Source organism: Promicromonospora sp. NPDC060271 (assembly GCF_042726755.1).
Lineage (GTDB): Bacteria > Actinomycetota > Actinomycetes > Actinomycetales > Cellulomonadaceae > Promicromonospora.
On sequence record NZ_JBHXBG010000170.1, the window covers coordinates 1 to 11,336 of the forward strand.

Consider the following 11,336-nt stretch of genomic DNA (forward strand, 5'->3'; position numbering starts at 1 on the left):
GAGTAGACGATGTCTACTCACGGCAACACACCTCGCGGACCAATACCTTCCGCCGGTCGGTCCCGGCGGCAGCGGTTCGCTACCGCGCCACCAGGTCCGGCAGCTCGCCGTCCACCAGCCCGGGCGTGTGCAGGTGGCACGCCACCAGGCGCCCCTCCTCGGCCTGCGCCGTCCGCCCCAGCACGGGCAGCTCGGTACGGCACACGTCCATGGCGTGCGGGCAGCGCGGCGCGAACGGACAGCCCGGAGCACGCTGGGACAGGTCTGGCGGCGCGCCCGGGATGCCGGTGAGCTCCCGTCGCGGCCCGTGCAGCGGAGGGAACGACCCGAGCAGCCCCGCAGAGTACGGGTGCCGAGGCTTCGCGTAGACGTCCCGCGCGGCCGCCGTCTCCACCAGCTCGCCCGCGTACATGACGGCGATCCGGTCGGCGACCTCCACCAGCAGCGACACGTCGTGCGTGATGAGCACGACCGAGAACCCGAGCCGCTCGCGCAGCTCCATGACCTGCTCCAGGATCTGGCGCTGCATGACGACGTCGAGCGCCGTGGTCGGCTCGTCCATGATGAGCACCTGCGGCTCCAGCGCGAGCGCCATCGCGATCATGACGCGCTGCCGCATGCCGCCGGAGAGCTGGTGCGGGTAGGACCGCAGCCGGTCCGCCGAGATGCCGACGAGCCGCAGCAGCTCGGCCGCCCGCTCCCTGGCCTCTTCATGCCGCATGCGGGGCCGGTGCGCGAGGATGCCGTCGATGAGCTGCCGCTCGACCCGGAACACCGGGTTGAGCGAGCTCATCGCGCCCTGGAACACGATGGCGATGTCGCGCCACCGGGCGGCCCGCAGCTCGGCGTCGGACAGGGAGAGCAGGTCCGCGCGCCTGCCGTCCCGGCCCGTGAGCCACACCTCGCCGCCCGTGATGAGACCGGGTGGCGACAGCAGCCTGGTGGCCGCGTAGGCGAGCGTGGACTTGCCACAGCCCGACTCCCCCGCCAGCCCCAGCACCTCGCCGCGGTTCAGGGTCAGCGAGACCTCGCGCAGCACGTGCGTGGGGTCGTCGCCGAACCCGTAGTCCACGCTCAGGTTCCGGATCTCCAGGACCGGGCCCGACGGCGTCGGCGCCGGGGCCTGCGCGTTCGTCCGGGTACCGATGTCCGTCTGGCTCATGACCGTGCCTCCCGCACCACCGGGGTGAACCCCACGCGCGGCCGGATACCCCGGCGGCGCAGCGAGCGTGCGTGCAGGCCGGTGGACCGCAGGCGAGGGTTGACGATCTCGTCGATGCCGAAGTTGACCAGCGTCAGGGCCATGCCCAGCAGGGCGATGCACGCCCCCGCCGGCACGAACCACCACCACGCGCCACGCTGCAGCGCGAGGTTGTTCTGCGCCCAGAACAGGATGGTGCCCCAGTTCCACTCGCTGACCGGCGTTATGCCGATGAACGACAGCGTGACCTGGGACAGCACGGCGAACGTCACGGTGCCGACGAAGCCCGAGGCGATCACCGCGGTCAGGTTGGGCAGCACCTCGGCGAGCACGAGCCGCCACGTGCGTTCGCCGTTGGCGCGGGCCGCCTCGACGAAGTCGCGCTTGCGCAGCGACAGCGTCTGGGCGCGCAGCACGCGAGCGCCCCACGCCCAGCCGGTCGCCCCGATCACCAGGGCGACGGTGAGCCCGCCCGCGGACGGGAGCTGTGCGGCGATGAGGATGATGAGCGGGAGCTGCGGGATGACGAGGAACATGTTCGACAGCGCGGACAGCGACTCGTCGCCGACGCCGCCGACGAACCCGGCGGTCACGCCGACGAGCACGCCCACGACGGTGGCGCTCACGCCGGCGACCAGGCCGACGACGAGCACGCCGCGGGTGCCGACCACGAGCTGCGACAGGATGTCGCGGCCCGTGTGGTCGGTCCCGAGCCAGTGCGCCGCCGACGGCGGGCTGAGCAGCGCGTCGCTCACCTGGTTCGGGTCGTACGGCGCGATCCAGGGGCCCAGCAGCGCGAGCAGCGTGAAGAAGCCGAGGATGACCAGGCCCGTGATCACCTTGCCGTTGCGCAGGAACAGCAGCCGGTTGTTCATCGGTCCTCCGTCCGGGTGCGGGGGTCGAGCAGGGCGTAGGCGAGGTCGGCCACCATGTTCGCCACGAGGACGGACAGTGTGATGACCAGGAAGCAGCCCTGCATCAGGGGGTAGTCGTGGGTGGAGACGGCCTGGTAGAGCGTGTAGCCGATGCCCTGGTAGGAGAAGACCATCTCCATGATCAGCGTGCCGCCGACGACGAAGCCGAGGGACAGCGCGAAGCTGGAGACCTGCGGCAGCACGGCGTTGCGGGCGGCGTAGCCGAGCATCACCTGCCGCTCGGGCAGGCCCTTGGCGTGCGCGACGGTGACGTAGTCCTCCGAGGAGACGGTCACCATCATGTTGCGCATGCCGAGCACCCAGCCGGCCACGGAGGACAGCACGACGGTCAGCGCGGGCAGGAACCCGTAGTAGACGACCGAGCCGATGAACTCGCCGCTGAACGCGGGCACGAGCCCGCGGTCGTAGCTGCCGCTGGACGGGAACCAGCCCAGGTTCACGGACAGGACGGCGATGGTGATCAGCCCGAGCCAGAAGTACGGCACCGCCTGGAAGAACGTCGCCACGGGCAGCAGCCCGTCGGCCCACGTACCGCGACGCCAGCCGAGGAACGTACCGATGAGCGAGCCGATGACGAACGCGATGATCGTCGCCACGCCGACCAGCCCGACCGTCCACGGGAGCGACTGGCTCACGATGTCCGCGACCGGCGTCGGGAAGTGCGTGAAGGACAGGCCCAGGTCGCCCCGGAACAGCAGACCCCAGTAGTCGACGTACTGCTGCCACAGGGTGGTGTCCTGGTCCAGCCCGAACAGCACGCGCAGCGAGTGCTCCGCGTTGGAGTCGATGCGGCCCTGCATGCGGCCCAGCAGGGCCGTCACCGGGTCACCAGGGAGCAGGCGCGGGATGAAGAAGTTGATGGTGATCGCGGCCCACGCGGTCAGCGCGTAGAACAGGACCCTGCGCAGCAGAAACCTCATGCGCCCACCTCCCCGCTCCTGGTCGAGCCGCCACCGCTGGTCGAGACCCCCGCAGGCACCGACGGCCGGTCCTCCCGCTCGCTGTACCCCCAGCACGCCGCCGACCGGCCCGCCGACACCTCGATCAGCGCGGGCGTCTCGGCCCGGCACAGGTCGGTCGCGTACGGGCAGCGCGGCGCGAACCGGCACCCGGGCGGCGGATCCACGAGGCTCGGCGGCTCGCCGCCGGTCCCCTGGTCGCGCACGGCGGCCGCACCGGCGCCCGCCAGGTCGTCCGGGTCGGGCGCCGAGGCCACGAGCAGCCGCGTGTACGGGTGCAGCGGCTCCTGGGTGACCGACTCGCTGTCGCCGGTCTCCATGACCTGACCCGCGTACAGCACCGTGGTCCGGTCGGCGAAGTACCGCGCCGAGGCGATGTCGTGCGTGATGTACAGGACGGCGATCCCGAGCCGGTCACGCAGGTCTGCCAGCAGGTTGAGGATGCCGAGCCGGATCGAGACGTCGAGCATCGAGACGGGCTCGTCCGCGAGCAGCACCTCCGGCTCGGCGGCGAGCGCCCGCGCGATCGCGATGCGCTGCCGCTGTCCGCCGGACAGCTCGTGCGGGTACTTGTCGACGTACCGCGCCGCGGGCGTGAGGTGCACACGCTCCAGCAGCTCGGTCAGGGCTGCCTCCAGCCGGGCTCCCCGCAGCTTGCCCCGGTGCAGGCGCAGCGCCCTGGTCAGGGTGTAGCGCACCGGGTGCACGGGATTCAGGGAGCCGAACGGGTCCTGGAAGATCATCTGTACGCGTCGCACGTACGCGCGGAACGCCCGCCGGCCCCGTACCCGGACCTCGGTGCCGTCGAGCAGGACCTGGCCGCCCGTGATGGGGATCAGCCCGGCCAGCAGCCGGGCGACGGTGGACTTGCCGGAGCCCGACTCCCCCACCACGGCCAGGACCTGGCCGCGGTGGAGCTCGAGGTCCACGCCGTCGACGGCGTGGATCGCCCGGGCGGGCGGACGGCCGGCGATGCGGCGTCCACCCGCCCGGATCTGCCCTGCTCGAAAGTGCTTGGTGAGGCCGTGCGCGGCCAGCACCGGTGTGCTCGTGCTCATCAGCCTTCCGCAGGCTCGAGGTTCATCAGGATCTGGGCGGCCTGCACCCCGGTGGGCTGCGGCTGGTTGTAGGGGTCCTCCTCGGAGGGCCAGCCCACGTAGTTCTGCGTCGAGTACTGCGCGGTGGCCGGGCGGGTCCAGATGGCGATGCCCGGCACCTCCTCGACGAACACCTTCTGGACGGTCTCCAGGGCTGCGGCGCGCGCCGCCTCGTCGGGCGCGGCGGCGTAGTCGGCGAGCGCCTTCGTGGCGTCGTCGTTCTGGAACCGGCCGAAGTTCCACGTCGCCGGCTCGCCGAGCTTCTTGTAGTGGGCGCCGTCCATGATGTCGGAGTACATGTCCCACGGGGTGGCGCCGCCGTCGGTCCAGTGCAGGGTGGCCTGGAAGTCGCCGCCGGGGATGACGTCGGCGAACCAGCCGTCCTGGTTGACGGGGTTGACGGTGGCGGTGGCGCCGAGCTCGGCGGCCGAGTTCTTGATGAGGTCCAGCGCGGTCAGGTAGTCGTTCCAGCCGGCCGGGTTGACAAGCTCGAACGTCACCTCCTCGCCGTCGGGGTCGACGAGCTTCTCGCCCTCCCAGGTGTACCCGGCGTCCTCGAGCAGGGCGCGGGCGCCCTCGACGTCCACCTCGTACTCCTGGCCGGCGTACTCGGGCGAGAGGAACTCCTCGCCGGCCGGCAGGGGCAGGCCGGTGACGCTGGTCAGCGGCGGGTTCACGCCCGAGGTGGCGACGTCGACGAGCTCCTGGCGGTCGATCACCATGTTGAGCGCCTGCCGGAACGCCTTGTCGTCGAACGGCTTGGTCTCGTTGTTCAGGTAGAGCACGTCGATGCCGAGGCCGCCCGCGGCGTACTGGTGGTAGTGCTCGGGGTCCTGCGCGATGTAGACGTTCTCGTAGTCGGCGATGAACGTCCAGCCCCACTGCGCCTCACCGGTGGTCAGGGCCGTGGTCAGGGCGTTGTTGTCGTTGTACGACGAGTACCGGATCTCGGGGACGGCCGGCTCGCCGCCCCAGTAGTCGTCGCGGGCCACGACGGTGGCGGCCTGCGGCGTCCACGACTCGAGCGTGTACGGGCCGGTGCCCACGGGGTCGGGGTTGGTGTCCGTCGTCGGGTCCTCGACGTCGGCCCAGATGTGCTCGGGCACCATGACCAGGTCGTACAGCTTGGACTGGTTGACGAACTGCCCGGCCGTGAACGTCACCGTGACGGTGGTGCCGTCGGTCTCGACGGTGTCGTAGGGCAGGGCCGCGGCGTTGAGCGCGTCGAAGTCCTTGCGGAGCTGGATCGAGAAGGCGACGTCGTCCGCGGTGAACTCCTCGCCGTCGGACCAGGTGACGCCCGCCCGCGGCGTGATGACCGCCTCGGTGAAGTCCTCGTTCCACACCACGCTCTCGGCGAGCCAGGGCTCCGGCTCCTCCGACGGGCGGGCCTGGTTACGCATCATCAGCGGCTCGTAGATGGTGAACGCGTAGCCGAGCGAGAGCGCCGACGAGCCCGTGGCGAACGGGCTGTGGTTCTCCGTCTGCACGCCGTTCGGCATGCCGACGGTCAGGGTCTGGCCGCCTCCGGTCTCGGTGGTGCCCTCGCCTCCGCCACCCCCGCCGCAGGCCGTGGCCAGCAGCGCGATGGCCGCCGCGGCAGCCGCCGCTGCGACGTGCTTGTGAATCCTCACGGTGTGCCTCCTTGCACTCCTCCCGCGTGTGCGGGACGGATGGTTATGTGGTCAGCTCGTTGGTCAGTCGCAGGTCCGCGACGGACCTGCCGGTACGCAGCCGGTAGACGCCCGGCGGCGTGACCCAGTCCTTGGTCTGCGGGTCCCAGACCTGCAGCGCCCGGGCCGGGACGGGTACGCGGACGGTGGCGCTCGCCATGGCGGGGACGTCGGCGACCGCGAAGCCGCCGAGCCATCGCACGGGGCGGCTGGGGCCGCCGTCCGGCGCCTCGATGTACACCTGGACGACCTCGCGGCCCGCACGGCGGCCGGTGTTCCGGACCGTCACGTACACGGTCAGGGTCGCCGGGGAGCCGTGGGCCTCGCCCCTGGCGAGGACGGCGTCCTCGTAGTCCCAGGTGGTCCAGCCCAGACCGTGCCCGAACGGGGCGGCCGGCGCTGGGGCGTCGTCGGCCCCGCCACCTTCGGCCGCGGCCGCGAGCCGGCGTTCCCAGGCCCGGTAGCCGATGTCGGTGCCCTCCGCGTAGTCGACGACCCCGTCGACCGGCCGTGCGTGCGGCACCGGGACGTCCTCGAAGCGCGCGGGAAGCGTCCACGGCAGGCGTCCGGACGGCTCGGTGACACCGGTCAGCACGTCGGCGAGCGCGGTGCCGGCCTCCTGCCCGGGCAGCCAGCCCCACAGCACGGTCGGTACGTCGGGGAGCCAGGGCAGCAGCACCGGGGCCCCGGCATTGATCACGACGACGGTGCGCGGGTTGGCCGCCACGACGCGGCGCACGAGCTCGTCCTGGTTGCCCGGCAGGTTCAGGTCGGGGCGGTCGTAGCCCTCGGACTCGACCTCGGCGGTGGTGCCGACGATCACGACGGCGACGTCGGCGGCCGCTGCGGCCGCGACCGCCCCGGCCAGCTCGTCCGCCGCCGAGGGACCGGGCAGCCGGTGCACCAGGGCGGCGCGCACGAAGTGTCCGTAGCCCACGGCGTGCACCACCTGGAGCGTCGCGTCGAGGACCGCGGCCCCGCTCGCCGGGACGAGCTGCGCGATCGGGTGGTTGTGCCCGGAGGAGAGCACTATGCCCTCGTCCACCCGGGTGTCGCCCTCGGCGACCTGGTTACCGTCGATCGTCACCCGGTGCACGCCGACCGTGCCGACGCCGAGCTCGTGCTCGCCCGCCTCGTCGAGGCGGACGAGTGCCCGCAGCCGGACGGCGTCGGCGTCCGGCCGGACGTCGTGGAGCCAGCCGGACCACTCGTGGGCCGTGTACTCCTCGAGCGTGCTGCCGTCGGTGGCGAGCAGCTCGACGTGAAGGCCCGGCTCGCCGGTCGCCGGGTCGGTGCACCGGTCGACGTCGAGCTCCGGCGGGTTGTGCAGGGCACGCGCGCCGGCCAGCAGCGTCACCTCGGAGCCCTGCGGCAGCGCGGCGCGCAGCTCGTCGGCCGGGTACGTGAGGCGGTCGGGGTGCACGAACGACGAGCCGCCGCCCTGGAAGAACGGCTCGACGGCGGCCGGTCCGAGCAGCGCGACACGCAGCGGCCGGGCCGGGTCGTGCCCGAACGGCACCAGCCCGGCGTCGTCCTTGAGCACGACGACGGAGCGGGCGGCGAGCTCGCGCAGGAGCTGCTCGGCAGGGGGCTCGGCGGTGCTCGCGGCGGCGAGGTCGATCGCGGCGTGGACACCGGCGGCGGCCACGCCCACGCGGTCACCCGCCCCGTCGTCGGACAGCGTGAGGCGGCCGGTGCGGCGCGCGAGCCGCAGCAGGCGCAGCACCTTGTCGTCGAGCTCGGACTCCGCGACCTCGCCGGAGCGGACGGCGTCGAGCAGGCCGTCGCCCCACGCGCCGTCGGGCCCGGGCATCTGCAGGTCGAGGCCACCGCGCACCGCGGGCGCCACCGACTGGGTGGCCACCCAGTCGCTGACGAACAGGCCGTCGTAGCCCCACTCCTCCTTGAGGAGGTCGACCACGAGCGGGCGGTGCTCGAGGAGCCTGGCGGAGACGCCGCCGGTGTCGGCACCGTTGTAGGCGCCCATCACCGACCACGGGCCGACGTCGCGCACGAGCCGCTCGAAGGGCGCGAGGTAGGCCTCACGGAGCGTGCGCTCGTCGAGGCGTGCGAGGTAGCGCGTGCGCTCGGTCTCGGAGTCGTTGGCGACGTAGTGCTTGACGCACATCCCGACGCCCCGCTCCTGCGCGGCGCCCACGAGCGCCACCGCGATCTCGGCGGTCAGGTGCGGGTCCTCGGAGTAGCACTCGAAGTGCCTGCCACCCACCGGCGTGCGCTGCAGGTTCACCTGCGGGGCGAGCACCACGTCGACGCCGTGCCGCTTCGCCTCGGCGGCGAACAGGACACCCGACCGGCGTGCCAGGTCCAGGTCCCAGGTGGCCGCGAGGGCTGACGGCGCCGGGAACATCGCCGAGGTCCCGCCGCCCGGCCCGCGCACGCCGACCGGACCGTCGGACATCACCACCGGCTCCAGCCCGAGCCGTGGCACCGCGGTGGTCGCCCACATCGAGGCGCCCACGACGAGCGACACCTTCTCCTCGGTGGACAGCTCGTCCAGGAGACGGAGCAGCTCGGGCTCCGGGGCGGCGGCGTTCGTGGTGGCCTGCCTGTTGACGGCCTGCGTGGTGCTGGCCTGTCGGGTGATTGCCTGCGATGACAACGTGTGCTCCGTTCAGCGTCGGACGGCTGCCACGCATTCAACCACACTTACTTACTGGTTAGTAAGCCCGTTCACCCCGTATCGTATGGGCATGTCCGAAGCGACCGAGCAGGCTGCCCCCAAGGTCAAGCGACCCACCCGTGCCCACCGGCGGGAGGAGATCCTGGCCGCGGCCACCCGGGTCTTCGGGTCCAAGGGCTATCACCAGGGCTCGTTGGTGGACGTCGCCGCGCAGGTCGGGATCACGCACGCCGGCGTGCTGCACCACTTCGGCAGCAAGGACAAGCTGCTGTGGGAGGTGCTCGAGTACCGCGACCGCGTGGACGTGCAGCACCTCGAGGGCAAGCACATCCCCGGCGGCATGGACCTGTTCCGGCACCTGGTCACCACCGCCCGCCTGAACGCCGACCGGCGCGGCATCGTGCAGGCGTACGCGGTGCTCACCGGTGAGTCCGTGACCGACGGGCACCCGGCGTCGAGCTGGGTGGCCCACCGGTTCTCGGTGCTGCGCGGCGAGATCTCGCAGGCGGTGCTGGAGCTGGCCACCGAACGCGAGGTGCGGCTGCCCGACGGCGAGGCCGAGCGCGCGGCGTGCTCCGTCATCGCCCTGATGGACGGCCTTCAGCTGCAGTGGCTGCTCGACCCGGACGCCGTCGACCTCGCGGAGGCCACGCGGTTCGCCATCGAGTCGGTACTGACCGCGACGCTGGGCAGCACCGTCGAGATCACGGACCCCGGGGCTACCACTCGATCTTGAGCCGCCGGTGCTCCTTCGTGCTGGGCGGCACGTCCATCTTCTGCAGGGTGAACCCCATGATGTCGCTGAACACCGGGGCGGCGACCTCACCACCGAAGATCGAGCTCTTCGGGCTCTTGAGGAAGACGGAGACGGTGTACCGGGGGTCGTCGGCCGGGGCGACGCCGATGAACGACGCCATGTAGGTCCAGCCGTTGCCCGCACGCATCTGCGCGGTACCGGTCTTGCCGGCGATCCGGTAGCCGGGGATGTCGGCGTTGATGCCGGTACCGCCTTCCTCGGTCACCGTCTCCATCATCTCGACGACCGTGTCGGCGGTCTTCTCCGAGACGACGCGCTGACCGGGCGCCCGCTCGGCGGGCGTCACCGTGCCGTCCGGGCTGGTCGAGCCCTTGAAGAGGGTGGGGGTCATCCGCACCCCGCCGTTCGCCACCGTCGAGAAGACGCTGGTCGCCTGCATGGCGTTCACGGACAGACCCTGGCCGAACAGGACCGTGTACTGCGTACGACCGTCCCAGTCGGCCACGTCGTCGGGCGGCATGAAGCCCACCGACTCGCCGGGCAGCTTCAGGCCCGTCGGCTGGCCGAAACCGAACTTCTCCAGGTACTCCTGCCGCTTCTCGAGGGGAATCTTCTCGCCGGCCTGGACGGTCCCGGTGTTCGACGAGTGCGCGAGGATCCCCGTCAGCGTGAGCCGCTGCACCGGGTGGTCGTGCGAGTCGTGGAACGTCTGGCCGTTCGGCGCCGTGTACGTGTCGGGCACCGTGAACCGGCTGTCCGGGGTCCAGTAGCCGCCCTCCAGCGCTGCCGCCGTGGTGATCACCTTGCCCGTCGAGCCCGGGTCGAAGACGTCCTTCACCACGCGCGAACCGTTCGCCACCGCAGCGGTCGAGCGGTCGTTGGGGTCCACCGAGCCCGAGTCGGCGAGCGCCAGGATCTCGCCGGTGCGGATGTCCTGCACGATGGCCATGCCGTACGCGGCGCCGGTCTTCCGCTTGGCCTCGTCGAGCGCGTCCTGGGCCTTCCACTGGATGTCGTGCACCAGCGTGAGCCGGACGTCGCTGCCCGGGACCGCCGGGACCGACTCCTGTCCCGCCGCCGGGATCCGCAGGCCGTCGAGGCTGCGCTCGTAGGTGTCGGAGCCCGCTGTGCCGGCCAGCAGGTCGTCGTACGCCATCTCGATGCCGAGCTGGCCGGTCTGCTCGTCGTTCACGAACCCGACCAGCGAGCCCGCGACCTCGCCCGACGGGTAGGTGCGCCGCGAGGTGAGGTCGGTCCGGACGTACGCGCGGATCTCCAGCGCGGCGATGGCGCGCTGCACCTCCGGCACCACGTTCTTGGCGAGCACCTTGTAGCGGGACTTGCCCACGAGCTGCGCGGCCAGCTCGTTCTTGGGTATGTCGAGGATCGGCGAGAGCAGGTGGGCGATGCCGAGCGCCCCGTCCTCCACGCCGCGCGCCGCGCCGCGGAAGTCCTTGATCGCCACCGGGTCGCCGACCACCGTGTACCGGTCCACCGACGTCGCGAGCACCACGCCGTCGGCGTCCGTGATGTCACCGCGGTGTGCCGGGGTGACGGCGGTCGCCGTACGCGCCGCCTGTGCCTTCTCGGCAAGGCTCGGGCCCTCGATGAGCTGCACGTGGACGAGCCGCACCAGGAAGATCAGCACCACGAGCGCCGCGATGCCGACGAGCCAGCGCTGCCGCGCCTCCGGCCGGCCCGGCCGGGGCGGCAGCGGGCGCGCCACCCGGGAACGGGCGGGCGACTGGGCGGGACGGGCCGGGGCCGCGCGCCGGCCGGGTTCTGCGGGCGCCTGAAATCCCAGCCGGGTGCTCGTCGCACGGGGCTGGGGCTTCTTGGGCTGGGGCTTCTTCGGCTGGGCCTTGGTTTGGGGCTTCGGCTGCGGCCTGGGCTGGGCCTTCCTGGGCTGCGCCTTCGGCTGCGGCTTCTTGGCCTGAGGCTTCGGCTGAGCCCGCTTGGGCTGAGGCGCGCCGGCCTGCGGCTTGCGGGGCTGGCCAGAACGGGGCTGAGCAGACCGGGCCTGGGCAGCGCGCGGCTGCGTGGAACGCGGGCCGGCAGCGCGCCCCGTCGGGG

General features: G+C 72.2%; 8 protein-coding genes. 1 reads left to right on the plus strand and 7 read right to left on the minus strand.

From position 1 onward, the window contains the following. Positions 1 to 79 precede the first annotated feature (79 nt). From ACFWE2_RS20985 to ACFWE2_RS21010, 6 genes are read right to left on the minus strand one after another with little or no spacing between them, the layout of a single operon-like run. Positions 80 to 1,162 carry an ABC transporter ATP-binding protein gene (locus ACFWE2_RS20985; protein ID WP_377226151.1) on the minus strand — a complete coding sequence of 361 codons (1,083 nt, stop codon included), beginning with the start codon at positions 1,160 to 1,162 and terminating at the stop codon, positions 80 to 82. Next, on the minus strand, positions 1,159 to 2,076 hold the full coding sequence (locus tag ACFWE2_RS20990) for an ABC transporter permease (protein ID WP_377226152.1): 918 nt from the start codon (positions 2,074 to 2,076) through the stop codon (positions 1,159 to 1,161). The genes ACFWE2_RS20985 and ACFWE2_RS20990 overlap by 4 nt, the downstream gene beginning before the upstream one ends. Further along, positions 2,073 to 3,056, minus strand: coding sequence for an ABC transporter permease (locus tag ACFWE2_RS20995; protein WP_377226153.1), 984 nt, complete (start codon positions 3,054 to 3,056; stop codon positions 2,073 to 2,075). Before ACFWE2_RS20995 ends, ACFWE2_RS20990 begins: the two co-directional genes overlap by 4 nt. Continuing rightward, entirely contained in the window at positions 3,053 to 4,153 is a 1,101-nt protein-coding gene (locus ACFWE2_RS21000; protein ID WP_377226154.1) for an ABC transporter ATP-binding protein, read from the minus strand. The genes ACFWE2_RS20995 and ACFWE2_RS21000 overlap by 4 nt, the downstream gene beginning before the upstream one ends. Next, complete coding sequence (locus ACFWE2_RS21005; RefSeq protein ID WP_377226155.1) at positions 4,153 to 5,826, minus strand: ABC transporter substrate-binding protein; 1,674 nt, start codon at positions 5,824 to 5,826, stop codon at positions 4,153 to 4,155. The genes ACFWE2_RS21000 and ACFWE2_RS21005 overlap by 1 nt, the downstream gene beginning before the upstream one ends. 43 nt (positions 5,827 to 5,869) lie before the next feature. Further along, positions 5,870 to 8,485, minus strand: coding sequence for a beta-glucosidase (locus tag ACFWE2_RS21010; protein WP_377226156.1), 2,616 nt, complete (start codon positions 8,483 to 8,485; stop codon positions 5,870 to 5,872). A gap of 91 nt (positions 8,486 to 8,576) precedes the next feature. On the opposite strand from ACFWE2_RS21010, the gene ACFWE2_RS21015 reads away from it, so the two are divergent. Continuing rightward, positions 8,577 to 9,242: a TetR/AcrR family transcriptional regulator gene (locus ACFWE2_RS21015; protein ID WP_377226157.1), complete on the plus strand. Its 666-nt coding sequence runs from the start codon at positions 8,577 to 8,579 to the stop codon at positions 9,240 to 9,242. Here ACFWE2_RS21015 and ACFWE2_RS21020 read toward each other — a convergent pair. After that, a partial coding sequence (locus ACFWE2_RS21020) for a penicillin-binding transpeptidase domain-containing protein (protein ID WP_377226158.1) occupies positions 9,226 to 11,336 on the minus strand: 2,111 nt, incomplete at its 5' end. The two genes, ACFWE2_RS21015 and ACFWE2_RS21020, sit on opposite strands and share 17 nt — an antisense overlap.

What these genes read in the sequence shown, in the direction of transcription:
- ACFWE2_RS20985 (WP_377226151.1), bottom strand. Translation starts at nt 1,162, where the DNA reads ATGAGCCAGACGGACATCGGTACCCGGACGAACGCGCAGGCCCCGGCG.
- ACFWE2_RS20990 (WP_377226152.1), bottom strand. Translation starts at nt 2,076, where the DNA reads ATGAACAACCGGCTGCTGTTCCTGCGCAACGGCAAGGTGATCACGGGC.
- ACFWE2_RS20995 (WP_377226153.1), bottom strand. Translation starts at nt 3,056, where the DNA reads ATGAGGTTTCTGCTGCGCAGGGTCCTGTTCTACGCGCTGACCGCGTGG.
- ACFWE2_RS21000 (WP_377226154.1), bottom strand. Translation starts at nt 4,153, where the DNA reads ATGAGCACGAGCACACCGGTGCTGGCCGCGCACGGCCTCACCAAGCAC.
- ACFWE2_RS21015 (WP_377226157.1), top strand. Translation starts at nt 8,577, where the DNA reads ATGTCCGAAGCGACCGAGCAGGCTGCCCCCAAGGTCAAGCGACCCACC.